We start from the raw sequence: 24,656 nt of genomic DNA, 5'->3' as shown, positions 1-24,656 counted from the left end.
TTTGTAACTGATAACACTTATAATTGTCAAATAATTTTAAGAGTTGTATTTATTCTTAAAAGTTATTTTTTAATTTCTTTTAGTTATACTTTCACGTCTTTTACTCTTTCTTATCTGAACCTTACTTTTGTATCTTCCCTAAAATGACGTAGCTGCCTTTTACTCTGGCCAACAATACTCGGTCTCCTATTGAAGGGGTGTAGTTAGATAATCGCTTGTATTTTTTGAGCCCCGCAGACTGTTCTCCATCAAAATTAACCCTTCCATCTGTGGATGCTACCTTCCCAAGCCTGAATGGTTCCGGCTGCCTCTCTTGATGAATGATATCCTTGATAATATTGATCAAATATTGTGGCTTCACAACTTAACCACCCGCCTCACTTCATGGCTCATGGAACCTCCAGATTCTAAGGGAATCGACCAATCTGTCTCAGAATACTTTTCATCGATACCTAAAGTCTGGTTGCGGACCCGAAGTATATTGCTGTATCCGTGAAAAGGCATAATCGCTGTATCAAACATGACCTTGCCGAATATCTGAGAAGATTCAAGAGCAATTCTTTCTACGTAATTATCTAGAACTTCCTGATCTGCAATATCTTCTTTTTCCTCATATCTGACTATCCGCCGTCCTAAGTTTGGTATGGATCTAGGGTGGTCACGGTTGTTATTCTCATAGGTAGCTGTCAATACTTCATCTTTATCAGGGTTTGACACTGTTACATGAAAAACGTTAGGGAGATCATACACATCGAGCTCTTCCTCCATCCCTTGCATGATGATTGAAAGCTCGTCATCTTTATATTCATAGTCCAAACCTTTTTCAGAAGGAGATACATATCGCTCACTTCTGAAATAGCCATACTCATCCACCCATAGCTGAGTGAAATTCAGTTCAGAAGCTAAATCGTTTAACACCTTAAGTTTTTCCTCTCCCGGCTCATATTCTTTATCTGTAGCCAGCTTCTTCCCATCGTTTTCAATGGTGTACTTAGTGACCCCCGCGCTCTCCAACACTTTAGTCATACAGTCGTAATAGGTGGTGCCAGCCTGAAAGGTAAGTCTTTCAACAAGCTTGTCTTCCTTTACAATAAGCAACTTGTCATATCCTTCTATAACCCTTGAGATGCTGCTCCCTTCCTCTTTCTTTTTAGGGGTAGCAACTAAAAAAACACCCAACGGGTATCCAATCCACCCATTCGATGTTATCTCTGTTTCGCTTTTCTTCACGTCATACGAGTTTGCCATGTTGTTTTGTACGAAGAAAGTCTCTTCTTCATAAAATTCCATCTGTTTAAATTCGTCAGGAACTTTAAACTCAACTCTCGGCCGGATCCTATTTTTAGTCCAATCAATAGGCTGGTTATCCAGTTTGTATAAGTCGCCCCATCCTGTCATTCAATCACTCCGTTCTGAATGAAATCCCGTCGAAGCACACATATCTTTCAATGAAATCATACAGCTGCACTTCTCCATCTGCTTTCACATAAACATCCCCAAACCTTTGACGATACATCATGTCCTGGACAGGCCTGTACCCTTCCGGAATGATGAATAGGACAGTACCATTCGCTGTATTTCCAGGAAGCGCACGCCCAACAATATGAACTTCATCAAACCCGTTTTTATAAAAACGGAGATCCATACCTGAATTTATTGTCCATCCGTTTTGTAGGCTGGCTTTGACCCAAGGAGCCTTACCCCCATTGATCGCCTGCCCTCCCACAGTAATTTTCCCAAATGTACCTGTTCTTGCGTGAACGCTTGGGACACCGATGCTTGCTGTGAAAATATATTTCTTATCAGAAGGGGATAAGGGGTATAGTTTATTGTTTATTCTTATAGCATTCATGTAAGCAACTTGGTAGGCGTTACTTTCTCCGAGGGCAGAATACCATATCTCATAGATGTTCGGATTATCATATGTGGGCCTCATGGATGCCCTGTAGAACCTTTGAGTTTCATTGTCATAGAGTTGGTCTACAAATGGCTCACCTGTCTGCCACGTAAATCCGTCATCTGTTGAGTATCCGTAATGCAACCATCCGGTTGATCCAGAAACCGGGTAAGAAGCAAAAATCATATCTAATCTATCTACATTAGGTGTTACTTGAATATGCCAATAAACACGACCTGGCGGCATACCTCCTGTTGAACATGTCTGTGGTGAGCTCCAGGAAAGCCCATCTGCGCTTGTTCTTCTCCTCAGACTATTACTTTCCTTGCCGCTCACATAAAACATAACAAACTGATTATTAAGTCTGACGACAGAAGGGCTCATTAAGCCTTCAGGGTTACCGCTACCATCGATTAACACCTCTACTGGGTTGCTCCAATGAACTCCGTCAGCAGTTTTTATATGGTAAATTCTTTGTTCCCGCGGACTCGCACTTTTTCGCGTCTCGCGATAATACATAATTAATTCACCATTATGATAAACCAAGCAGGGATCGCTATTGTGATCACCGGAACCGGTAGTCGGAACCGGTATAATTGGATTCACGTTCTGGCCAGGCTCCACCCAAACAGCTCCATCGTGAGAAGCAAGAATTGAAGGGTTTTCTGTCTGATCACTCCGGCCTGTAAGAGGAGTCATCGCCTGCCAATAACGCCATTTTTCACTTCCAAACCCTTCATGGATATATTCGATATCCGGGTGAACGACTTCGCCTGATCCGTCATACGTTGGTGTATCCAGCAGCATAGGATAATGACGGCGCGTGTTGGTAATTCTTTCTATATCATTAACAGTTAACTTGGAGTTATCTGCGAATTTTTCCACATCCACCACTTTAGTATTTAGTGCTTCAACATTCTCCCTTTGTTCTGTTACCGACTGCTCCATTTCCCCATGAGCATTATCGATGTTCTGGAAGTTTTGCGCTAAAGTTACATCAACCTCTAATCCTGAATCTAAACGGCTCGGTTTGTATAAATTTAGTTTCTCTGTGTATTGTGCCATTAGACTTCACTCCACTTCTTATCGCCAATATCTCCCCAACTCATATAAGCTTCCTGCAGGTATGTTTCTTCCCTAAGATGGATTTTTGCAGTCCTTTTGATATCGGAAAAAGCTGAGAATTCGATATTTCCACCTTCGACAGTATCAAGCTCAGCTATAAAATTATCATCATTATCAAGGAGGTCATATCTAAAGCGAACCTCCCTTGAACCGTGAGCCATGTGAAGCATCTGACGAATTTGTTCATGGGAGTAACCATCGCGGGATAAATCAATCATGTTAGACCTCCTCTTTATAATCTACATCATTGAGAGGTAAAGTGATTTTATAATGATTTATATGTTCATCGACAACGCTCACCGAAGGAGCTGTTACAAACTTTTTCCGCCCTCTTTTGTCCCTGAAAAGTAACGTTTCCCTCTGCTTTAGGATACGAATTAAGTATTCATATTCTTGGTGTGTGAGTCGATATTCAGTAGCACTTTCCTCTTCGATGGTTTCTCCGAACTCTGTTACCGGGTAAGTCCTTCCTGAAAAATTCATAGTATTTGCGTTGAAGTCCATTTTGAACCCTTTAGATAAGATCTTTGATAAATGAATACTTTCAGTCGCGATTGTAGCAATACTTAAGATTATGTCGTTAATCTCAACTGATCCAATAACAGGTACACTTTGTATTACCGCGGCGTTGGCCCCTTTAGTTTCAGCATAATATTCATAAACCGTATTCCCGGCAGGTGTGTAGTCCATAAAACCAGTGTTTGGAGGGACTCCCTCGGCCACTCTTATCCAGGCCTCTCCTTTTCTTCTGCGATAAAGGTCATTTCCAATTACTGCAGGTTGGTCAGTAGTAGGTGCTGGGTTATCAATATACACATATATGGCCGCTTGACCTCTTTTCTCCTCAATTTCCAATTCGGGCTGAGCCGGTGGAGTAAAGGATGTCGCTACAGAAATGCTGGCCCATTCCGACCAAAAACCACCTTTGGAACGGACTCGGACTCTAATGGTGTAAGAAGCATCATTTTCTAAAGGTTCACCAATAGTTACCCCTTTGTTTCCAGATACCCTGGCTACACTCCAATAGACATCAGATCCTTCAAGGACTTCCACTTGATATTCATTTTGATTAACACTAGACCACCGAATGGTTGCTACTGGATCGCTGATAATGTCTGTGTTTGTAGGTTCTAATATCTCAGGAGCATCCGTTTGGTCTGTGGCATAAAAGATAGCTGAAGGCGAATATTCACTTCGCAATCCTGCTTGGTCAAACATTCTTACCTGCCATTCAATTTCGCCGGCCGGGAATGTACTTCCTAAAATATAAGTACGAGTCTCCGTTGTTTCTTCTGACAAGTAGTTCCATTCATCCGCGCCTTTCAGGCGCCACCTTATATACCAAAGGCTTTGCTCACTATCGTCATTGTTCCTCCAGTTGAAAAACTTACTTTTAGACCGGTCCACTTTTACGCCACCAACAGGCTCTAATGGTGTAGGTGTTAGTGGCTTTGTATTACGTTTAATGGTAAATACGCTCGAGTAATCCCATCCTCCGTAAGATTGACCGTCGTAAGCCCTACATGCAATTTTTGCAACAGATGTTTCATTGTAATCATCTAAGTTGACTGCCCTGGATAATGAACTTTGCCTCTGAAAGTAATTCCAACTTCCATCGTATAGAGCGAACTGATAGGTCAAAGAGTCACCTTCTGGATCTGATGCCCCTGTAGCTCTCATCGTTATATTACCGTTCAATGTTTCGCTTCCTGTCGGGTAAGTGACATTCGGTTTGCTTGGTGATTCGTTCCAAGTTCCTTCTATTGCAATATATATCTGATTTGAACCACCGCTGCCGTCCGCCTCACCATAAGCTCCACCTGTACCTCCATATAAAACAGGACCGTGATAACCATTGTTTAACGCTCCTGCAAATGTATTATCAGAACCAGAGATACTCCTATTAAACTTAGTAATGTCATAAGACGCCCAGCCAGTCGAAGGGTTGACCGAGCGTCCTGTCCATACATAGAAAGGAATACCATCAGCTGCACGATTACTTGTTGATTTGTGCATACCAAAATCGAAAGTACCTGGATTTCGAACATAAAAATGCAATCGAATCACCGGTTCAACCTTCGATGAGTCGATTGCTTCTTTAATAGCAACAGAGTTGAATCCAATTAATGAGTCGAATCCGTCCCCGCCACCGACTAATATATTTCCACCGCCATAATAGCTGCCATTTGCACGCCATACTCCAGTCCATTGTCCATAAAACTTCTTATAGGCCACTCGCTCACCCCTTTCTCACAGCTTGCTGAAGACCTCCAAAGAAGTCTGTAAGTTTACTAATCTCGTCTAGATTTTTTGCATCAAGCGTAATTGTCCATTGTCGGTTATCGTTAGTCTCATGGTGTACGGTTTTCTGTGTGTTGTTAACTGACCCTGATCCATTTGAAGCGTTGGCTGCCAGTTCCCCAGAGGTGTTCACTTTCACACTACGTCCCATATTTTCAACCGCCTTGTCTAATTCAGAAGTGTTGCCTTCGATTCCAACGGCGACCCCCGCAGGAATCATTTTACCGATTTTATCCCTCATCCAGCGCGATGGTGAATGAGTGTCCATTTCTCCGGTAATTCGAGCTTTAATATTGCCTGCAACTTCACCGATTTTTTTAGTGACTGCACCAATCATTGAACCAATACCGTTTATCAACCCTTTGATGATGTCTTTACCAACTTGGAACAAATCAATGTTTGTTAAGAAAGACTTGGCCGAGTTCCACCCAGAAACAATTTTATCCTTAACAGAAGTCATAGAACTACGTACGGAATTAACAAATCCATTAAACAAACGGTCTATGATTCCACCTATGCGGCTGAGAACCGAGCTGATAAAGGACTTTATAGAATTAAGGATTGTAGTGATCACCGTGCGCCACCCATGGACCGCCACACGTATAACAGTAGTTATGGTTCGGAAAATACGGGAAAAGATGTTCATAATTCCGTTTGTTACACTACTCGTGAAATTACGCACAAAATTTAAGGCTCCAGTATAAACGGCACGTATGCCATTAAGAGAGCTTGTAAATAACCCCTTCAAGAAAGACCACATGGCTTGAAGAATACTCTTAGCAGATGAGGCGAAACCTCTAAGTGGTCCGAGGAATTTTCCAATGAAATATAAATTAATCCATCCCCACAAGACCTGTAGGGCCCCCATAAATATTTGCTTGACCCCTTGCCACAATAAAGAAAAATCACCAGTGAAAAGTCCAGTAAATACCTGAATCACTCCACGGATGATTTTTAAAGCTCCATCTATTATATTTTTTATAGCCTGCCAGGCACTGACCACTATCATTTTCGCCAACTCAAAACCCACACGTAAAACCGGCATAATAACAGAAAGCCCTGCCTGTATGACTGTAGAAATGATCGACCACACATTTTGTAAAGCTTGAATGACTTGGGCACCGTGTTGATCCCAGAATGCTTTCATTTCAGAAAGTTTCTGACTGATATATAAAGCCACCGCATTGTAGGCCTGCATTACATATGGAGTAAAAAATTCAATGACTGCCATAACAGCACTTTGAATGGCCTGCCACCCAGCAATCACAGCGCTACGGAAGGTCTCTGACCTTGTCCATAACAAATAAAATCCAGCAGACAGGCCAACAATAGCTGCTGTGACCAAGAGAACTGTCCCCATCATTGAAGCAAGTCCGGTGACCAATGGACCAATAAGCATCCATGTAGAAGCAAATGCAGCTTTCATCCCTGCAAATAACCCTACACCTATAGCAAGGGGAGCCAATAGCATCGTTACTGCGGGGACGAGGGATAAGAATCCAAAAATCATTTTACTTAGAATTGGATTATTTTCTGCAATCTTACCAAAGAAATTCCCTATGGCCGTCCCTACGTCCACAATTTTGGCTAAAATGATACTCATCATATCAATAAACGGTCCTAAAGCGACCGCCCAGGCTTGACCAAACTCGTACATAGCAATACCTAAAGGCTTCAGACTTTCTTGCATGAGCTGAACTTCTCGGAGAGTGGCTTCTTTTAACTGCTGCAATTCCCTCTCGGCAGCAGTAGATGCTAAATTGTGTTTCTCTCTCCAAAGTTCAACATATTTTTCGAGCTCAGCATCACTCATTTGGTTTAAAGAGGCAATCTGACCGGCCGCTTCCGGGCCGAGCTCCCTCAGATTCTGAATGAAACCGTCGTAGTATCCCTTTTTCGATAACTCATCCAAGTTGGACTGCCAATTGCTCAACGCCGTTACCTGCTCCTGCAAGTTTTTCATAAGCTTGTCAGGACTGGTGGAGTCCAATTGAATGTTTTCAAACAGGCCCCATGTCGTAGCAATTTCATCTGTACGCTCTTTCAGCCTCTGGTGGTATTCATCCAGGGCTTCATTCTGTTTCTCAAGCACTTCAGCGACGTTTGGACCCTTAGCCGCCTTCGCTATAGAAGCGAAAACTAAAGCTGAAGTAATCCCTGCAGCTATAAGCACAGACTGATATCTCATAAGTCCCCTTGTAATCAGCTGCGTCATATCTCTAAGTTCTTTCATGTTCGCTGTCGGCCCCAACATTTGAAGGGCAAGTGCTGCAGGCTGGCCGGCCTTGGCCACTCTCTCCATCCCATCAGTTACATTCAACAATCCTTTGTTGACTTTATACAAAGGATTGTTCATACGATCAAAGTTCTTAGCGATTTTTTCAGACTGAGTAGACTTGGCAAGCATAGAGCCGACATTCTGATAAAATTTCATCCGAAGCATCGTGTTGTCTCTTATCATGCTGTCTGTCACTTTTTTATGTTGCTTTCCCATATCGTATATCTCATCCATGAAATCCGCTGTTGAACCCTTATATTGATCTGCAGACTTCGCCATTTGGTAATAGCCGTACTGGACCTTGATCATTTCGTCGCGCACACCACGCATGGACTCCCGTTGCATTGCATAAGCAGAACGCATTTCAGCACTCATTCTTTGCGCTTCTGCTGAGGTCCCTTTGTAAAATTGTCTTGAGGACCGCCCCATACGATCAAAGGTATAATCCATTTCGTTGTACATGTTCCTGCCAATCCGATCCATATCTGATCCGATATAACCAAGTTCTCTGTTTACCTTCCGGACGTCTCTCTCAATATCCCCTGTTTCAAGCCGCGTATCTATATTGATGCGACCATCTGACCCTGCCATTTAGTTTCACCGCCCTTTCTGGTTTGCAATTGATGCGGCGAAAGCCAAAGCATGTTGATGGGCAGCTTCTGCTTGAGCTTGCATTGCTTTTTCTGATTTCAGAGCGTGCTTACGCTTCATCTTGAGAATGTGATCCCGTTCCTCTTTGTTATGAGAATCAGGCTTCGGTACATCACAAGTACGATAGTGAACAGCAATTCCAAAAGGAGACTTATCACTGAGATTCTTGAATAAAGCCAGGAACCTGCTCCAATGAAGGGACCCCTGCGCTTCATAAAGGTCAATATTGTAATCAAACAAAAAAGACGCATAGATCAACTCTGCGTCTTCATTCCAGTCATATACTGGTGTATTTATGGAGTTCTCATCACTCTCAGCCTCTTTATCTTCTCCTCCGCGTAAGTCTCTGTCTAAGCAGTCTCTGAACAAATCAAGTGCAAGTTGAATAAGCTCCTGATCTCCATAATCAGATAGCTCCTCATCATCGAGCACTAGCAATTCCACCGCCAAAAGAAGCTTGTCAATCGTCCCGAGATATCGGTCTTCCAACATTTCATATACCAACAATATGTTGTCAAAAGACATATCCAAGGTTAATTTCAACCCACCCCATTCGTAATCCCCATCGAATCTATGAGTGAGCGATACCCCCATCATTTTCGCTTCTTAACTGTTTTATTCGCTAAATATTTATCCTTGTGCTTTTGAACCCTTTCCTGTTGCTCTTGATGGAAAAGGTCGGATAAAAATCGAGCAAGGTCCATGAGGTTCACCGTAGAGCGTCCGGCCTTTTCATAAAGTTCTTCAAAAGAACCTTCTCCAAGGTAACCTTCAAGCGTCCGCTTAACGACGCCCTTCTGTGCCGCTTGGATTTGTTTAATATCCTCGCTGGTCAGCTCATCAGTTTGATCAAGCTTTTCCTGCTGCTTTTCATACTCTTGCTTGGCATCCTCGGCCATTTCTGTATAGCGCTGGATAGCCTCATCAGAAAAATCAATTTCATAGTTTTTACCTGCAACTTCAATTTCCTTTTTCGCGCTCTGAAACTCAAACTTATGGACTTGTGCCATTTGTACATTCTCCTTTCATAATAAAAAGGCATCCCATATAGGAATGCCTTTAATCTCTTATATTTTTAGGTGGATGGTGCAGCAGTGACTTCAGGCAACCCCTCAAAGTGAATCTCAAAAGAGATTTCCCCTTTTGAATTCGCATCACCGCCTGGGTCCTTAATGTTTACAATGGTAACTGGGCCTTTGATCAATTGACCATCTGGGAATTCCCATTCAAAATCCGTCTTCCGATCCGGTCCAGTCTTGTTTGTTAATCCAAAGATGAAATCCTGCGCGGCATCCCCGTATTTGCGGTGTCCCTCAAAGGTGATAACTTTCTTAATGCCGGTAACATCCGTGGATCCACCACCGTCACCATCGTAGTAAAATGATTCATCGGTTTCTTCGTTATTGTTTGGGTCGATGGATGTAATCCCTGCAGCAATAGGAGTAAGGGTGCCCGGGTCTGTCCCAGGAGCTGTGTTAATACGAAACTTATGATTATATTGCAGCAAAAAAGCTTCTGGCATGTTTATTCCTCCTCGTATTCAGCACTGAATATGGCCGAATAGATATATTCGTACTTACTTGTAATATCAATGTGATGAGGCTGAGTATAGACCTCACACTTGCTCAAATAGACCCCTGAAAGCTTGGTATCCCTAAGATTATCCAAGCTATTTTTAATGTCATCGATGGTTTGAAGAGCCTTCATTTGATTTTGGCTCTTAGTAGAAAACTGAAACTGAACCGCTTGAGTTTCTCCTTTAAAGTACTTTGTGCCCGGCCTGGATGGAACAAGCTTAATAGCAATAGCCTCTGGCGGTTCTGTAAGCAGACCCACATCTATAGGCGCGTAGAGTGAAACGTTGTTTTGCAGATAGTTGTTAATGCTCTCAATGAAAATTACACTCATACGTCACCTCACAGATTTTTATTTACTTCATCATTAGCCAGTCGCACCCAATCGTCGTAATAAATGGACTTTGCGAACTCAAACCACAAGCCACCGGCCGATGGGTTTTTATCCTTATCGAAGTTGAATTGAGGATTATAATAAAGCCTCCGTGCATAAGGAGTATCCCATGTCAGTTGGCCGCCCCCAATATCAGAGGCCCTAAGGCTTGAATCCCTTAATATCCATTGATCCGCTGGGATAAAGAAGTTACTATCCTTCAAAACTTGGTCATCAAAAACATATTGAGCTTTTTTGGTAGCTCTATTGACCTTTCGAGTGACAGCGCTCGAATTAAAATCGATATTCACGTTTGTATTAAGCATTAAATCAACCTCAGTTCATAATGGTGAGGTTCATCACCAAGAGCATAGAGGGGATCCACCTGCTCGATGAAATGCGTCTGTCCTTGGAATATGACCTTTGACTTCCTGACAAAATTCACATGTTTAGGTGCTGAATGAGTCGTATCATAATAGAGAATCGCCTTTTCCTGTAGCTGCTGGCTTGAAGCACCAATGATGACTTTACTAGAAGGCTCAATCCTTACAAGCTTTATAGTGACCGGCTCTTCAAAACTTCCCTCGGACCCGCTTCCCCAGTTTGTTCCACTGTTCGATGAGTCAGCGGGCTTATATTGATGGTACTCTACAGTATGAATGAGCAATTTACGCGGTATTGGCCTAATTCTCATTCGACATCAACTCCCGCATAGATAAGGCCCGTAGGTACGAGGTATTGAATAACTGCCGGACTTGTACGCTTTGGATTTCGGCCAATTAGCTGGCTATCCCGATTTCCTTCTGAAATGCTGAATTTACCTATGCTCATGGAAGTTGTACTATCCCCGTGGTTCACCTCTTCACCATTCAGGGCCAAGAATTCAGTTTGTGCAGCCGTCGCCTTTTTCACTTGCTCCTGGATAAACTCGGCCATTCGAGTGAATTCATAATTCTTGATGGTATAGTTCGTCATCTGATCAATAATCTCACTCGCCCTTTTGGATAGACGCTTGAATTCTTCTATATCTGGAATAGGAAGACCCATATATTCGTCATCATAGAACGACTTATCAATGTAGGGCATTATAAAAGCACCTCCTATTTCGAAGGTGCTTTCTTAGTATCTTTCTTCGCTTTTAAATCTTCTTCGGTTACTTTTTTATAACCTTGAAGCTCCAACTCTTTCGCTTCTCCATCGTTCTTAGCTTTCAAAATTACATTATCCTTTTTATACAACAATTAAAGCCCCTCCTTATGCTTGAGCCGTAGTGCCGTGAGATACGACAAGGCCATCAGCTTTATTTTTCATAACAAACAGATCGTGATACATACGGTTTTGATACAAGTAACCGTCTCCTTGCGTATGCTGTCCAGGCTGGAACAAGTAAATAGAATTAAGCTTCGCTTTAGCGACAATTGCCCCACGATGAACAATGACCCAGTTCAATGGATATGATCCAGTTGCGCTTGCGAAACCATCTGTGAAGTCAAAGCTTGAGTGGAAACAATCCACATCAAATACCTCAATCAAACGAACTCCATCAAGAACAGTTACACGAGTTTCGATGGTTGTTCCTTGGTTTTCGAGTTGGAATGTTCCTTTGCCCTCTTTGTATTCTTCAATCGCATTCATTACTTCACTGGATACATAAGCGACAAGGTTTGCCGTCCCATATTTACGGACCTTCAAGATATCACGCTTAAGTTTGGTTACCACATCAGAAGCTGTAACCGCCTCCGCTGTCGCTCGGTTGTTATCAATGGCATTCGTAGCCATCTTAGAAAAGCGGTACGCATCAAGTTCAGGTCCTGCATTCTCTGTCAGGAATACACGAGAAACGTTGGCAGCACTCGCGGCTTGATTGGACTCATCCACATCCATTTGATCCACGAAGAATTCAACATCACGGTCAAAGCCTAGTGTGTATGGCTCGTGAGTCGCTGTTACGTTCCCACGATTAAACCCACCGTTTCGACTGTGATTTTTATATCCACTTACAGAAAGACTTGGTACGTGGAACGTTTTAGCACCCATCCACTGGACGTTAGGTGTTTCCAATACATTGGTAAGGATGCTTTGCTTGATGACTTGATCAAGCTCCGTTTGATACTTCTCAGCATAGTTAATAGCGTTCGGCATATTAAGTCACTCTCCTATTTCCCTAATAATGTTTTAGCAAAGGCATCACCGCTGCCCTGCTTTTGATGTTGTCCTGTGGTGAAAGAGGGTTTCTCTTCACCATCATCTGAATTCTTAAAGCTTGGATACTTTTCGACTACTTGCTTGATTGCTTCTTCCATGGAAGTGTCTTCAGTCACTTGTCGCTCAGCTAAAGCGACCACATCTTCAATCGATTCATCCTTGACCCCTGATCTGACAGCAGATAACTGAGCTTTCAGGGAATTATTCTCTTTGGAAAGAGTCCCTTTATCCCTCTCAAGGTTGTTTAAAGCTTCCTCTTTCTTCTCAGCCTCGGTTTTCTGAGAGTCCTGCCACTCTCTGAATTTCTTCATGCCTTCTTTGGCATTGTCGAAGTCTTCAATGCCCAACTGTTTAAGAAGTTTTTCTTGCGCTTTCTTTGCTTCTTTGGCAGAAATCTTGCTCACATCATCTTGCGTAAAGGTATTTTCCACTGCTTGTTGGTCGGTAGCAGTACCCGTTTGTTGGTCTTGTTGCTGGTTTTGCTGTTGTTGGTCTTGTCCTCCAGATGTATCAGCAGTCTGGTCTGCTTGATCTCCGCTTTCATAAGCGAAGAATTGTAGATTTAATGGGAGTAAGTGCTTTTTAATCATGTGTAGCCCTCCATTACTGGTAAAAAGTCCTTCTGTTTTGTTTATTACGCCCACTACAGATAACGGGCAAAATTTTGCATGTCTATTCCTGTCTATTAATCTCCTTTATACTGGAATAAAGGAGGTGAAAAAAATGGAAGAATTAGAAGTAATTATTACATTATCTAATGGTGATAAATTTACTGTTAATAAAAATACAGTTATTTTTCCGATCAAACTAATTGAAGATAACGGCGAGGAATTTTCCTCTCAAGCTAAACCAGTAGTTCTTGAAAAGAACCTAGATATCCACGACGGTTATATCCCAGTATTAACCTCAACCTTTGCAAAGAGTGAATTTTTCTATATAGATGGTGAAGGTTATGAATATACTGTCTATCAATCTAGTTCTATAGTTTCTTTAAAACAAAGAAAGAGAACAGAAAGCAGGATTTCTATCTTGGACTAAAATAAAGAAGCCCTCTCCGGGCTTCTTTAACTTATTTGTTCTCGATCATAACGACGCTTACGTCCAGTCTCATCAATGAATGACCTCAACTTCTTCTGTCTTCCTCTGAGCTTCTTCTTCGCCATCTCTACGCCTTGTTTATCCTTTAACTCTTGCATTGAGATAACGTTTCGCTTGGCTTTGCGAATCTTACGTTCGAGATTACGCTGTCGTTGACTATTCTCATATGCCTTTTCATTTCTTTTCTTGTCGTATGGTTCAAAACGCTTCACCGACTTCCCATGAACATAAGGCATGATGAAGTGGCCACAATTCACACCAAGCAATCCTGCTGCTTCTCCATAACTTGTAGAAGACCAGGCAGGAAAAAGCTTACTTTTTCCACTCCTACTAAAAATACGCCCCTGAAAAGGCGCGCATCGTGGTCTTGCTCCTAAGTGACTAGAGACTTCTACCAAATCGACATTGTAATCATCCATCCGTGCAAATTGCATTTCATTCGATACCGTGTTGCTCATGCTTCGGGTCACCATGTTCACATAAGCTTCTGCTGACATCTTGCTACCGTCTTTCCTAACCAAAGCAGGAACACCGTGCTCTGCCCATTCACTGACGGTCTGACGTAATGCCTGTCTAGGAGTGGAAACGCCTGTCAGGACCTTCGCTGTCGTTTTGTTGATGATGTCCAGGTAAAGTTGTTTGGATTCATCAAGTATCGTTGTATTGATGTTATTGAATAACTGTTTAGAACGTTTCTCGTAAAAAAGTAGCGTATCTAAAATAGCTGAACTCTCTGCAATAGGAACAACAGTCGAAGATGCGGCTACACTAGCAATCTGTGCATTTTGAGCATCAGCAGCTTGATACCCTACGGTCTTCAATAACTGCTTAACTTCCTCCTGGCCTTTACCTGCATACTTGGAAATGATTTTGATATGCTCCTGCTCCAGGCGGCCGAGCTGTTGTAATTTTTCAAACTGCCAAGTATTGATGTCCTCAGGTTCAATACGATCATTCATTACAAGCTTTTTTGCTACGTTCTTAAGAATCTGCATCTCAATATCACTATAGATGTCGACAACAGGTAGGCTCAGTTGCTGTATTTTCTCTCGATGGATCATTGTCCAACACCGAACATATCTACATCTTCGTCTGAATTAGAAGCTCGCTCTTCATTGATTTCTTTGATAAGCTCTTCCGCCTCTTCCTCAGTAATCTTATGGACCTTCATCAAAGCTCGTTTCTTACTATTCAATCCATTGTTTACTAGCTGCACCTGCTTATTGATCTCGGCCGTCTGATCTTCAGCAATTGAATCATCAAAACCGACTGTGATTTCGTTATCTTTCGAAGGTCCTGTGAAGATACCATATAGATCAGCAATTTCAGCTACGACCGCTACAAGCTCCTGAATGCTGCCCTCGATTGTTGTTTCATGACTTTGTTTGGTCCGGAACGTCTTGGAGTTTTCACTCACTACTTCCGTGGCTGTTTTAACGACCTGACCATCAAAACTAAAGGCGCCCGAACTGAAGCCTGTCTGAGCAGCTAATAGATTGAGCAAACTGTTGATTGCGGCCACGTGTTCTTCAACCCTGAGTTCAACCGATATATCTGTGATTTCGCTTGAGTCATCACCGTACTTGAAGGCTTGATAAACCTCATCATCAGCATCAAAGTATTGTTTTCGTTCACCAGTATCAGGGTCAATGACAACTTTTAATGCTGAGGCCGGCACAATAATCCGCTTTTTCCCTAATCGGAATTCACGTTGCAAACTATCAAATGCAGTATCAAGTGATTCAAGCGTATCTAATACATTTGCAAATACTGATATACCCAATGGGCTCGATGTATCAAAGTTGTTAGCGATATTCGGCTTAGAATATACGAATAAATGCCGCCTAGCATTCCGTACGACGACCTCTTCTTCTAAATCAGGGAAGAAGTCCTGCAAAGACACTTTAACGCCCAGGTCGGTGCCTTGTGTGCTCTCATACACTTCATTTTTGATTACATAAACACTCTTGGACTCTGCTTGGCCGCTCTTTTGATTTGGAACATCCCTAACATCCCAGAAGTGCCACTCCAAATGCGTGTAATATTTGTCGCCGCGCTTGAACTCATGAACGAATATACCGCCATGAACCCCTTTGTTATCCCACTGGATTGGTACGAAGCAATCAGCTGTTACGTATGATAGTTTAATTTGTCCATCTACAACGTAAGCTTTAATTACGCGGCCCCCCATTGCAAATTCGTATTCAAGGTACCGCTGGAACTCCTTATAGAAGTTGTTTTCCTTGAAGACGTTCTTAACATTTTCACTAAAAGCTTCGTCGGAAATGCTAATTTCACATTTCTCATTGAAAACAAGACTCGCAAGCTCCTGTGAGAGTACCTTAGGCATATTGAGCGTCGCCCGGCGCCTTTTCTTCTTACCGTTGATCGTGTGCTCCATGACATCATGAATATCACTCAGATAGCCCTTATAAAGAGCCTTCCACTTTTCGATAAATTCATAGAGCTCTTCGTTGACCTCAACGTTAGGTTTCGAGTTTAGGTTCTTTAGCCCTTTAATCAATCCCATCCTGTACATCACCTGCCTCACTTTGGTGATGAGCTTCTTAAACATTGCATCACCTTCTTAAATCACATAGTTACGATAAAAATAATTGCCTCCATACCTGTTTTCATCCATCGCGTGGTTCCATTCATCTAATGGCTTGCTTGTGTTTTCGTCACGCGTGTACATCCCAATTTCTTTGATGAAATGGTAATGATCGTACTCCGGATTATCAATCAGGAAGAATTGCTTGTTGCTCATGAGATTCTGCATGCGTTCAATTCCAACCTCAATACCTTTCACACTGCCTTTGATGTCCTTGGCGTTGTTATCCGCTGGCATCGTGTCGATTCGAACCAAGTGCAGCTCTTCTCTCAAAGATTTACAAGCCGGATCCACAAACACATCGGTGAATCTCATCTCAAATTTTTCAACACAGTAGTCGATAAACTTCTTGATTTCTTTCGCATATGTGCTCATGGCTTTTGTCTGGCCTGTGTCTGCTCCACTGTGATAGTAGTGAGCGACCCGATTCAGCCTGAACTCGCCCTCATATCGGGTGACAATGTAGCAAGCACAGCTGGTAGCATCGGATTGACCACCATCAGCCGTGAAGTACATTTCATAAGGCTCACCAAGAATGGCCGGCTTCACATGCTTGTCCATATCGAACATAGAATAAACGACACCTTCAGGCATGACTCTTTCGCCCTTCCAGTCTCGTTTCAGTAGATACGGATTCTTTTGTAAAGTTTCATAGATTTCTTGCTTACGTTCAATAGAGATAATCGGGTTATCCTGAATGGTCCAATGCTTCCAGCGCGTCTTTTGAACATCAAAGACCTTCTCGATTACGGGATGGTTCGGCGCCGGTGGGTTTAAATCTGCCAGATGGTAGCGCATTTGAGCGGCAAAGGTACGCCGGAAACACTCTTGAATCATGTCCATGTGTAGCAGATTAATTTCACAGAACACGACCGACCCGAGCGACATACCCGTAATGGCTTTCACGCTGTCTACCTTTCCACCGCCTTTATAATAAATCTTCTTAATGCCTTTAGGTGTGTGGACCTCCAAATAATCTCCAAGATCATCATGCTTGGTTTTGCTGAGATTACCGAAAATGTGTTTTAAACCGGTTCCGTCACCATCGATGAAAAGACGGTAAGCTTGCTCTTGATTATAGGCCGTTACCAGGTGGTTTTCATCTGGAGTTTGAGATAAGTAGTACGCATAGCGGAAATGACCGGCTGTGGTCTTTCCAGAACGGGGTGTCCCCTCATTGGCTTCAAGTGTGTAATCAAAAGGAGCCTTGATGATTTCTTTTTGTTTAGGAGAAAACTCAATCATCTTCGTTCACAGTCTTAATAAGCGCATCAAGAAGCGAAGTATCTTTCTTCTCGCCTTTGATAAGTTTCGTGCGCTCTTCAATAAATTCGATTTCTTTCTTGGTCTTACTCATAGACAGCTGCATTTTCTCAGCTTCCATCACTCGTTCATCATCCTTACCAGCCATTTCAGTGAATTGCTTCAACATGCTTAGCAGGGAGCTCATGGCTCGACTCTGAGCATTTAAAAAGTTCGCCTGTTTATCCCAAGCGAACTGAATTTCCCATTCTTCTTTTTCAGTTGAGTAAGCTTCGCCATCAGAGGTTTCTGTTTTCCTAAGCTCTTTAGTCATGTCATCCCGATCAAACACATGCATAATCTGTTGGGACCTCATGATCTGAGCAAACTGCATGCGGATATTCATCCAGAGGATATCTAAGGGGGAGAGGCTTTCAACCTGTTCGGCAATCTCTCTTGTCTCATCTGGTAAGTATTTTGCAAATAACCCATGAGTAACCGCATTGCTATTAGCAGCAGGAGCACCGTGCCCTTTTGCGTTCTGATTGCCAGCCTGACCACCCTTTCGTTTTGTGTGCACACTCTTTTGTTTGGGTGCACCCTTTCCTCGTGACCATTCATGACGTCGCTTCCAGGACTTAATCGTATTGATTGAGACTTCATGTTTCTCAGCGATCTCTTTATACTTCATTCCATTCATGTAATCTTTTTCGGCTAATTTATGTTTGCCTGCCACTTCACATCACCGCCACCTCCGTTAGTATTTGTTTGTTTTGCGAGTATGAAACAAGCACCCCATAATGGAGTGCTTAGCTTTCAATGTATTTATTCATCTTTCCAGGTAACTCATAAATGAACCGTAATAACATCTCAGTAAACTCTAATAATTCTATAGCATCCGTTTTTGTTATACTTGGTATTTCATGCGTCGCTTCATTTCCTTTTTTTCTTATCATATCTACCCAGGCTCTACTATCTGGAGGCATGTATCCCCTTTCTTCCAAATAATTTACATAGGTAATAAACTTTTCACCTTCTTTGGCTCCTTTTGTTACAGATACGTTCATTAGAATTTTTCTGCATATTAATACTGCAGAGGTATAACTATTTATTGAGATACAATTTCTGGCTTCTTCATAAATCGATTTTATCTCGTCCGGTAAATGCTCTACTCCATTACCTACTCTTGGCCCCGGGACTTGCTCTTTTTTATCTGATGTCATAAATGTAGGCTTATTACAGGAAGGACATATATATATATCCCCTCCTAACATTACAGTATCAAGTGTCTTTGTGGAGTACTTTTTTGAGGGGCCTGCATTAGATCCGCAATAACCGCATAAATATGATTCACCTGTAACACTCACCATACTAGAATACCACTCGCCTGGTAATTTCAATTTTATCGCCTCCCATCGAACTAATTCGACAAAAGGAAGTTATTACCTTCTCTACTTTCCAACATATATAGACTAAATATCTTATAGACCTCTCGGTCTTTAAAACATATAAAGCCTCACTATAATCAGTACTCTATATAAAAACCCCTTCACTAATTAAGAACATTGCACGACACTTGCACGACAAGAAATTTTATTTTTCGCGCGTTCGACGTATTTTTGAACACTACTTCGACCAATTTCCAATTCCTCAGAGATCTGCGCGAACGTCAGGAAATAAACCTTATGCAACAGGAAGCATTGCCTCTCTCGTGGAGATAAATCAATAAGTACATCATAAATGGATTGCTTTTCAACTTCGCTTAATTCTCTTTCTTTAGGAGTAATATCAAGTGACGGAAACATGTCCATTTCAGTCATTGCTTTACGCTGATAAATTCCTCTTTTATCGGCACCTCGACGTTTACCAGGTTCGCGACCTTTCGTCATCCATTCTATCGATTCAGACATTCCATTCATCATGCTATTAATTTGCGATTTATCCTGACAATCCATAACAGAATCATTAAGTTCCTTCTTCTTTGCAGAAAGGTCTTTACGACCCATTTCATATTCATAAATAAGATTATCAGCCCAATTCTCCATAAAACCCCTCCTATTTCTTTTAAAAGCCCCTCACGCACCCTCGTTTGCATGTAGGAAGATTCATAACCCATTAAACCTTTTAAATCATTGTAGATATCTTCTCCGTTTTTCTCCTATAATTATTGGGTTTCGGTTTCATGCCGTTGTTCTTGCCCCTGTTTTAATTGATTTCTGAAATGAACGCTCATTTCATTCTCTCCTTTTCCAATGAAAAAAGAGCACCAACTACAGCTGCATGTGCAACGTGAAATCAGTGCTCTCGGTTTTTCCGATAAGCTATTTTTTATTTTTATAATTAGAAATAAGGATCTTTTTAACCCTTTCATTTATCAAAAAATATAATTCATTTATGTCATTCATAAGAGAGTTATATTCTATTTCCACATTTTCAAAATCAGTATTGCTTTTGAAACGCTCCAAAATTTTAATATCTATTTTCTTGTTATCGATAAACATATCTAAGGGATCCCAAGGTTGATTGTCGGGGTAGTTACTACTATCAGTAGTTTTATATAAATATCCCCTTAACGGGATACTTTGTAAATCTCGTGTAACCTCTACTACTTCATCACAATCATTATAATCTTTATCTTCTGCAGTCACCTGACAATAAACAGTAAGTCTAAGTGTTATTAGTTCTTCCTCAATTGTTTTATTAATAACGAAGTAATAGTAGTCTTGATTTTCATACTGAACTAAAACATCTTTTAGAGTATACCCTTTAACGTTATATTCTGGTAATTCGTCAAATAGAACCTCTTTAATAGCTTCTTCAGCCTTGTTATCGGCTTCTTGTTTAAACAAATTAATGTAATAGGACTTCTCTATTATTGAGTCTATTTTCCTTCTTTCTTTTTTTTCAAATGCTTCGAATACATAACTCTCTTTTAAATCCTGTATGAATGTGCGATGGAAGAGTGACCTATTACCTAGGGCAACCAACCTGTTTTTCTTCAACTCCGTAAGCAGAGGGTCAAAGCTGTCTTTGACAATAACTGATCTTTTATTAAAATCCAGTGTTTGTATTGCAATATATACGGCAAGCGCTGAAAAAATCACGGCGAGAATCGCAATAAAATTGTCTAGAATGCCACTAGCAAATGAACTTATACCTTTTTCAAGAATATCGGACCAACTCTTCACTTTTTCCCACCTTTTGTTAATTAATCTAATATTAAAGATAATATAACATAGAAAGGTTATTATTTTATCTACAATTTAAAACTCTCTTCCATCTTCCCGTGACAAGGCTTTCCGCCTTGCCAGTTAATCGTCAAAGCTCCGTATCCTTCTTTAGGAGCTGGAGCCTTGACCACCTGTCCGTCTTTCACCATGTACACCGCATTTTCCATCAAATCTATTTCCGCTGTCGTTTCTATTTTTTTTGGCGGTTCTGCCAATGTATAACCCCCCTTGGATTATGCTATAATATGATTGTCAGATTCATAAATAGCTGGGGCTAACGCTCCGGCTTTTTTATTTTCTTTGACTCTGTGGTTCATACACATAACGTTTGCCTTCAATCACCAGAACTGTCGGAACATCCTTCTTAACCTTCTGGACTGTCGCTTCGACTTGAAGGTGATTGCCCTTCTTCATATCTTCCTCACCTTCCAACCGAGTTTTTGCATTTCCTGTACTGCCTCAGTAGTCAGAGGCTCATACACATAAACGTTATGACCTTCATCAACCTTGAAAAGGTAATACCATTTCAGCTCCTTCATACGCTCACTCTCCTCCAAAGAGATCCAGCAGCACCCATACACTAACGACGAAAAATCAATTGGAGTACTTCCATCAAGCTCCCACCTCGCTGATTTCAATCTCGATTCGCGGTTTTGCGCTATACCATTTACTAATGGTGAATTCGACCACCTGGCATCGTTCCAAATCACTTTGTTTAAAGCATCCTTGATTCCCTTTGCGTAATTATCAACGTCAGGCCTCGTCACTGGACGGTACAATCCTGCCTCAACTTCTGCTGTACGCTTCTTTGAGAAATTCTTGAGCAATGGATTATAAACTTTCACTCGGACATTCAGCGGTCCTTCTAATAGTTCTGAGGGAGCATGTTGAGAAGCAACTAGGCTTACATACTGTTTAAACTCCTTGGATTTCTTAGGATCGTAGAGGACTGTTTTCCCTCTCTTGGTTTTGCCGGCCCTTGGTCTTTCTTGAGCGACCGGCTCCCCTAAAACTGTGAATTGGGTCATTGGTCATCCTCTTCTCTTTCTTTCTGGACCTTCTCCCAGCAAACCGGACCATATCCGCGTTCACCACTCTTTCCATCAATCAGCTTCCTTCCGCACCGACCACATTCAAGCAGCTCATTATCCATGTAAAACCTCCTAAGGTCTGGCGTTATCATTCTTCTCCTGCACATAAGGGGCAAGGCGGTTCTTCTGCGTGGCACCCCTTTCCATTACATGAGGGGCATATGACTAAATGATCGTATAAGACCATGCCTTCACCTCAATATCCAGTAAGCTGACGCTGATGGTTGATTTCGTTTTTCTTGAGATATGAATTTTCAATCTGCTGCAGAGTAAAGCCGAGCATCTCTCCTAAACCAACAAACAGTTCCAAGGCAAGATAATAATTTCCTTTCGTTCTGTGCTTAGAGAAGTTTCCGACCCTATCAAACAGAGCTAAAAACTGTTCTGTTAAACTTTCATCTTTAGCAGTGGTGTCACAAATTAAAGGTGTCCACCCTTTTTCTAGACCAATGCTTAAAATGAAGTGGAGACAATCGACATACTCTTCAAGGAGTGGATTGCTATATTCGTAATCACTTTTAAGAATGTCGCCTCCTGAGAGCTTCCGTATCCTCGGTTCCTGATTCTTACTCCAAAACTTAAACCCTCGCCATTCGTTAGCCAGCTCTCCTAGCTCAACTTGAAGAGCTAGAATCTTCCAAGGTAAGAGGTCTTGCCCTTCCAGACCTTTCTCTTTCACGATATGAGCATCCAATCCACCCTGTATTTCAAACAGCTTTTCTAAGTTCAATTCATTTCCCTCGCTTTCTGACACTTCAAATTGATATTAATCTGTTCCAGCTCCGTGAGCGTCATATCCTCTGTCTTCTTACCGACACGATCTTCGGTATATCCCATGATCCAAAGCTTGTGAATGAGATGATTTCTACGTTCTTCTACACCGCTAGACAACCGGGTTGGTGATAGATTCATAGTTTAGCCTCCTAGAACCATTTATTTTGACCACTCGTAACATCCACTTCCATCACCCGGGCCATTGCTAGTTTGCTCACGAGCTCTTTATAAGTGAGCCCTTCTGTATCTTTAAATCCCATAACACTCAGCTGCTCCACCACATGTTTTGTTTTAAGATCCAGTTCACTAATTTTCATGCAGAAGCACCCCTTTGCTTGGCTAATTCTGCCTTGATCCGCTTAATAGATTTTTCAGTCCGTTGCCGCGCATCCGTTTGACAGTCATCATTCGGACACGGGATGAACGCGGCACCCAACCGCCCTTTCTTACCGAGTTGGTGCACAACGCGTCCTGTTCCGTTACAAACCCTGCACATATTAAAACCCCTTCCGACGGTAATCAGGACCGTCCATTTTAATGACACCCGTTCCATCCATAAGCCTGGAGAAGTTACGTTCATTCAACTTCTGAACAAGTTGGTCGCTTTTTAAATTGGTTGTAAATATAGTGGGTTTCCCTGCTCGATCATCCAGCACTTCGAAAAGCTTGGTGTGCCCCCAGCTGTTTTGGCCTTCTTTCGCGTTGGTGTGCTCGGTTCCCAAGTCATCTAAGACTAACAAGTCCATATCTTGAATGAGTTCTAAGATTTGATTCTCACTGAATTCGCTGTTTTCGTTATAGGTCTGCTTAATCTTGGTGAACAACTTAGGCACGGATAAAAACAAGCAGCGTTTCCCTTTTTCCATGAGCCGTTTCGTCACAGAGACGGCCAAGTGGCTCTTTCCTGTACCATAAGGCCCCACAAGTAAGAGATTTCCTGAGTCCTCTGTGAAGGTCTCCGTATAATCCTCAAGAGCATCTTTTGCGTGGCTTAATGTTTGGGAAGTAGGTTGATAGTTATCAAATGTAGCCTTCTGCAGCGACTTGTTCATTAGGGAGTGCTGATCAAACACTTTGAATGTCTTATGGATTCTCGCTTCTTCTCGTTGTCGAAGAGCTTGTTTTCCAAGGGCGATATCTTCGCATTTGCATCCACTCTCAACGTTTGTCCATTTCCCCTTATGTGGACCAACCGGGATTTTCATCTGACTGCGCTCTACTTGTTGATGGCAGCCATCGCATGTATAGGAGTCGAGCACCCTTTTTTCAGGCTTTAATATCCGACCGTCTTTCACTAACCCCTGCATCATTAGCCTCCTAGAATCCGTAGTTGTATTGTCTCTCCGGTTTTCTTATGGGTGTAACATTAGAGTGACTTGTCTGTTGAGTATTTCTTGGTAATGACCTGGCATCTTCAATTGTCCGAACCCCTTTGGATTCCCAGTCTTTCAAAATCGCTTCACAGTACCCAAAATGGGATTTATTATTCTTAATCGCCAGCTTCATCGAAGCAACCACGAGTTCATCAGACATTTCGGTACACCAATCAGAAATGTTCTCGGCAACAAAAGGTTTCAGAATTCCAAAATTTTGCTCGTAGAATGTGTGCGGGTTATTGTTATCACCTAATTCTTCTCTTACATTCTTTTCATTCTTTACATTCTTGTTTGTGGTTAAGCCTTGGTTAACCCTTGGTTGACCCTTGGTTAAGCCTTGGTTATTCTGTTGGTTATCTTGGTTGTCCTCAGACTGATAATTACTGTATTTATCAATGGTTATGAGCGTATATCTGTTGGTTGATTCCTTGGTTAAAAAATTGAGTTTTTCCAATTTGTCTAATGTAGTCCTCACAACCTGCTCCGAAATATCTTTATCTTTTTTGAACCATTCGTGAGCTATTTTCTTCCTAGAAGTAATGAGTTGTCCTCTTTTCACTTCAACTTCAGTACCGTTGTAAACGTCATACCAAAATCCATCTTTATGATTCGCGTTCAAAATTAGATAAATAGCTATAATCTGTTGTTTAGCATTGAGGGTAGAGAAAGTTCTACTCTCCATAATCTGTCTATGAAGTTTGACCCAACCTTGCACAACCAATCCCTCCCCTCGTTGTTTATTTCTTGCGACAAATAGCTTTCATCTTCTCAATCTTAACCAGCTCCCATCCAGGGCAGGTATTTCGCACGTAACCTTGCACATAACGCTT

General features: G+C 41.9%; 33 protein-coding genes and 1 pseudogene. 1 reads left to right on the top strand and 33 read right to left on the bottom strand.

All coding sequences use genetic code 11. The features are described 5' to 3' along the window. Positions 1–121: 121 nt before the first annotated feature. The 16 genes from QMA39_RS14320 to QMA39_RS14245 form a co-directional block, all read right to left on the bottom strand. Positions 122–361, bottom strand: a complete 240-nt coding sequence (locus QMA39_RS14320; protein ID WP_281659135.1) for a hypothetical protein — start codon at positions 359–361, stop codon at positions 122–124. Further along, positions 358–1,398 (bottom strand): hypothetical protein, encoded by a 1,041-nt coding sequence (locus tag QMA39_RS14315; protein ID WP_281659134.1) that lies wholly within the window; start codon positions 1,396–1,398, stop codon positions 358–360. Before QMA39_RS14315 ends, QMA39_RS14320 begins: the two co-directional genes overlap by 4 nt. Before the next feature lie 4 nt (positions 1,399–1,402). Continuing rightward, positions 1,403–2,962 carry a sialidase family protein gene (locus tag QMA39_RS14310; RefSeq protein WP_281659133.1) on the bottom strand — a complete coding sequence of 520 codons (1,560 nt, stop codon included), beginning with the start codon at positions 2,960–2,962 and terminating at the stop codon, positions 1,403–1,405. After that, positions 2,962–3,240: a hypothetical protein gene (locus QMA39_RS14305; RefSeq protein ID WP_281659132.1), complete on the bottom strand. Its 279-nt coding sequence runs from the start codon at positions 3,238–3,240 to the stop codon at positions 2,962–2,964. The genes QMA39_RS14310 and QMA39_RS14305 overlap by 1 nt, the downstream gene beginning before the upstream one ends. 1 nt (position 3,241) lies before the next feature. Then, positions 3,242–5,257, bottom strand: a complete 2,016-nt coding sequence (locus QMA39_RS14300) for a hypothetical protein (RefSeq protein ID WP_281659131.1) — start codon at positions 5,255–5,257, stop codon at positions 3,242–3,244. A gap of 4 nt (positions 5,258–5,261) precedes the next feature. After that, positions 5,262–8,192 (bottom strand): tail length tape measure protein, encoded by a 2,931-nt coding sequence (locus tag QMA39_RS14295; protein WP_281659130.1) that lies wholly within the window; start codon positions 8,190–8,192, stop codon positions 5,262–5,264. A gap of 6 nt (positions 8,193–8,198) precedes the next feature. Continuing rightward, positions 8,199–8,849: a Gp15 family bacteriophage protein gene (locus QMA39_RS14290; RefSeq protein ID WP_281659129.1), complete on the bottom strand. Its 651-nt coding sequence runs from the start codon at positions 8,847–8,849 to the stop codon at positions 8,199–8,201. After that, entirely contained in the window at positions 8,846–9,262 is a 417-nt protein-coding gene (locus tag QMA39_RS14285) for a hypothetical protein (protein WP_281659128.1), read from the bottom strand. The genes QMA39_RS14290 and QMA39_RS14285 overlap by 4 nt, the downstream gene beginning before the upstream one ends. Before the next feature lie 65 nt (positions 9,263–9,327). After that, a complete protein-coding gene (locus QMA39_RS14280; RefSeq protein ID WP_281659127.1) occupies positions 9,328–9,774 on the bottom strand; it encodes a capsid protein in 447 nt (148 codons plus the stop codon). 2 nt (positions 9,775–9,776) lie between these two features. Further along, positions 9,777–10,160 carry a minor capsid protein gene (locus QMA39_RS14275; RefSeq protein ID WP_281659126.1) on the bottom strand — a complete coding sequence of 128 codons (384 nt, stop codon included), beginning with the start codon at positions 10,158–10,160 and terminating at the stop codon, positions 9,777–9,779. A gap of 8 nt (positions 10,161–10,168) precedes the next feature. Beyond that, positions 10,169–10,525: a minor capsid protein gene (locus QMA39_RS14270; protein WP_281659125.1), complete on the bottom strand. Its 357-nt coding sequence runs from the start codon at positions 10,523–10,525 to the stop codon at positions 10,169–10,171. Next, positions 10,525–10,893, bottom strand: a complete 369-nt coding sequence (locus QMA39_RS14265) for a putative minor capsid protein (protein ID WP_281659124.1) — start codon at positions 10,891–10,893, stop codon at positions 10,525–10,527. The genes QMA39_RS14270 and QMA39_RS14265 overlap by 1 nt, the downstream gene beginning before the upstream one ends. Next, a complete protein-coding gene (locus QMA39_RS14260) occupies positions 10,890–11,285 on the bottom strand; it encodes a hypothetical protein (protein WP_281659123.1) in 396 nt (131 codons plus the stop codon). The genes QMA39_RS14265 and QMA39_RS14260 overlap by 4 nt, the downstream gene beginning before the upstream one ends. Positions 11,286–11,299: 14 nt before the next feature. Beyond that, the gene (locus tag QMA39_RS14255; RefSeq protein WP_281659122.1) at positions 11,300–11,440 is read right to left on the bottom strand and encodes a hypothetical protein; all 141 of its coding nucleotides are present in this window, start codon (positions 11,438–11,440) and stop codon (positions 11,300–11,302) included. Between the two features lie 13 nt (positions 11,441–11,453). Then, the gene (locus tag QMA39_RS14250; RefSeq protein WP_281659121.1) at positions 11,454–12,341 is read right to left on the bottom strand and encodes a hypothetical protein; all 888 of its coding nucleotides are present in this window, start codon (positions 12,339–12,341) and stop codon (positions 11,454–11,456) included. 14 nt (positions 12,342–12,355) lie between these two features. Beyond that, complete coding sequence (locus QMA39_RS14245; RefSeq protein WP_281659120.1) at positions 12,356–12,994, bottom strand: hypothetical protein; 639 nt, start codon at positions 12,992–12,994, stop codon at positions 12,356–12,358. Between the two features lie 133 nt (positions 12,995–13,127). On the opposite strand from QMA39_RS14245, the gene QMA39_RS14240 reads away from it, so the two are divergent. Beyond that, positions 13,128–13,442 carry a hypothetical protein gene (locus tag QMA39_RS14240; RefSeq protein ID WP_281659119.1) on the top strand — a complete coding sequence of 105 codons (315 nt, stop codon included), beginning with the start codon at positions 13,128–13,130 and terminating at the stop codon, positions 13,440–13,442. Between the two features lie 26 nt (positions 13,443–13,468). On the opposite strand, the gene QMA39_RS14235 is transcribed toward QMA39_RS14240, so the two are convergent. The 17 genes and pseudogenes from QMA39_RS14235 to QMA39_RS14155 form a co-directional block, all read right to left on the bottom strand. Further along, a complete protein-coding gene (locus QMA39_RS14235) occupies positions 13,469–14,563 on the bottom strand; it encodes a phage minor capsid protein (protein ID WP_281659118.1) in 1,095 nt (364 codons plus the stop codon). After that, positions 14,560–16,077, bottom strand: coding sequence for a phage portal protein (locus QMA39_RS14230; protein WP_281659117.1), 1,518 nt, complete (start codon positions 16,075–16,077; stop codon positions 14,560–14,562). Before QMA39_RS14230 ends, QMA39_RS14235 begins: the two co-directional genes overlap by 4 nt. Before the next feature lie 12 nt (positions 16,078–16,089). Then, positions 16,090–17,358 (bottom strand): PBSX family phage terminase large subunit, encoded by a 1,269-nt coding sequence (locus QMA39_RS14225; RefSeq protein ID WP_281659116.1) that lies wholly within the window; start codon positions 17,356–17,358, stop codon positions 16,090–16,092. Beyond that, positions 17,351–18,091 carry a phage terminase small subunit gene (terS, locus tag QMA39_RS14220; protein ID WP_281659115.1) on the bottom strand — a complete coding sequence of 247 codons (741 nt, stop codon included), beginning with the start codon at positions 18,089–18,091 and terminating at the stop codon, positions 17,351–17,353. Before terS ends, QMA39_RS14225 begins: the two co-directional genes overlap by 8 nt. Before the next feature lie 73 nt (positions 18,092–18,164). Further along, complete coding sequence (locus QMA39_RS14215; RefSeq protein ID WP_281659114.1) at positions 18,165–18,755, bottom strand: DUF4145 domain-containing protein; 591 nt, start codon at positions 18,753–18,755, stop codon at positions 18,165–18,167. A 156-nt stretch (positions 18,756–18,911) separates the two neighbouring features. Then, entirely contained in the window at positions 18,912–19,400 is a 489-nt protein-coding gene (locus QMA39_RS14210) for a sigma factor-like helix-turn-helix DNA-binding protein (RefSeq protein WP_281659113.1), read from the bottom strand. A 276-nt stretch (positions 19,401–19,676) separates the two neighbouring features. Further along, a complete protein-coding gene (locus tag QMA39_RS14205; RefSeq protein WP_281659112.1) occupies positions 19,677–20,543 on the bottom strand; it encodes a hypothetical protein in 867 nt (288 codons plus the stop codon). A 68-nt stretch (positions 20,544–20,611) separates the two neighbouring features. Beyond that, the gene (locus QMA39_RS14200; protein WP_348646621.1) at positions 20,612–20,800 is read right to left on the bottom strand and encodes a DUF3954 domain-containing protein; all 189 of its coding nucleotides are present in this window, start codon (positions 20,798–20,800) and stop codon (positions 20,612–20,614) included. Between the two features lie 76 nt (positions 20,801–20,876). After that, positions 20,877–20,999 (bottom strand): hypothetical protein, encoded by a 123-nt coding sequence (locus QMA39_RS14195; protein WP_281659111.1) that lies wholly within the window; start codon positions 20,997–20,999, stop codon positions 20,877–20,879. Continuing rightward, positions 20,996–21,124, bottom strand: a complete 129-nt coding sequence (locus QMA39_RS14190; protein ID WP_281659110.1) for a hypothetical protein — start codon at positions 21,122–21,124, stop codon at positions 20,996–20,998. The genes QMA39_RS14195 and QMA39_RS14190 overlap by 4 nt, the downstream gene beginning before the upstream one ends. A gap of 73 nt (positions 21,125–21,197) precedes the next feature. Next, positions 21,198–21,613 (bottom strand): annotated as a pseudogene (locus QMA39_RS14185) (RusA family crossover junction endodeoxyribonuclease). Then, positions 21,610–21,738, bottom strand: coding sequence for a DUF6011 domain-containing protein (locus QMA39_RS14180; RefSeq protein WP_281659109.1), 129 nt, complete (start codon positions 21,736–21,738; stop codon positions 21,610–21,612). Before QMA39_RS14180 ends, QMA39_RS14185 begins: the two are co-directional and overlap by 4 nt. Before the next feature lie 134 nt (positions 21,739–21,872). Continuing rightward, complete coding sequence (locus QMA39_RS14175) at positions 21,873–22,406, bottom strand: dUTP diphosphatase (protein ID WP_281659108.1); 534 nt, start codon at positions 22,404–22,406, stop codon at positions 21,873–21,875. Beyond that, complete coding sequence (locus tag QMA39_RS14170) at positions 22,403–22,588, bottom strand: Fur-regulated basic protein FbpA (protein ID WP_281659107.1); 186 nt, start codon at positions 22,586–22,588, stop codon at positions 22,403–22,405. Before QMA39_RS14170 ends, QMA39_RS14175 begins: the two co-directional genes overlap by 4 nt. A gap of 11 nt (positions 22,589–22,599) precedes the next feature. Continuing rightward, the gene (locus QMA39_RS14165) at positions 22,600–22,767 is read right to left on the bottom strand and encodes a hypothetical protein (RefSeq protein ID WP_281659106.1); all 168 of its coding nucleotides are present in this window, start codon (positions 22,765–22,767) and stop codon (positions 22,600–22,602) included. A gap of 180 nt (positions 22,768–22,947) precedes the next feature. Continuing rightward, entirely contained in the window at positions 22,948–23,757 is an 810-nt protein-coding gene (locus QMA39_RS14160) for an ATP-binding protein (RefSeq protein WP_281659105.1), read from the bottom strand. Positions 23,758–23,767: 10 nt separating this feature from the next. After that, entirely contained in the window at positions 23,768–24,541 is a 774-nt protein-coding gene (locus QMA39_RS14155) for a DnaD domain protein (protein WP_281659104.1), read from the bottom strand. Positions 24,542–24,656: the final 115 nt, after the last annotated feature.

The sequence above is a fragment of the Halobacillus sp. Cin3 genome, from assembly GCF_947311855.1.
Classification (GTDB): domain Bacteria; phylum Bacillota; class Bacilli; order Bacillales; family Halobacillaceae; genus Halobacillus; species Halobacillus kuroshimensis.
The sequence above is the reverse complement of the archived record's forward strand: the minus strand, read 5'-3'. Positions and strand labels throughout refer to the sequence as shown.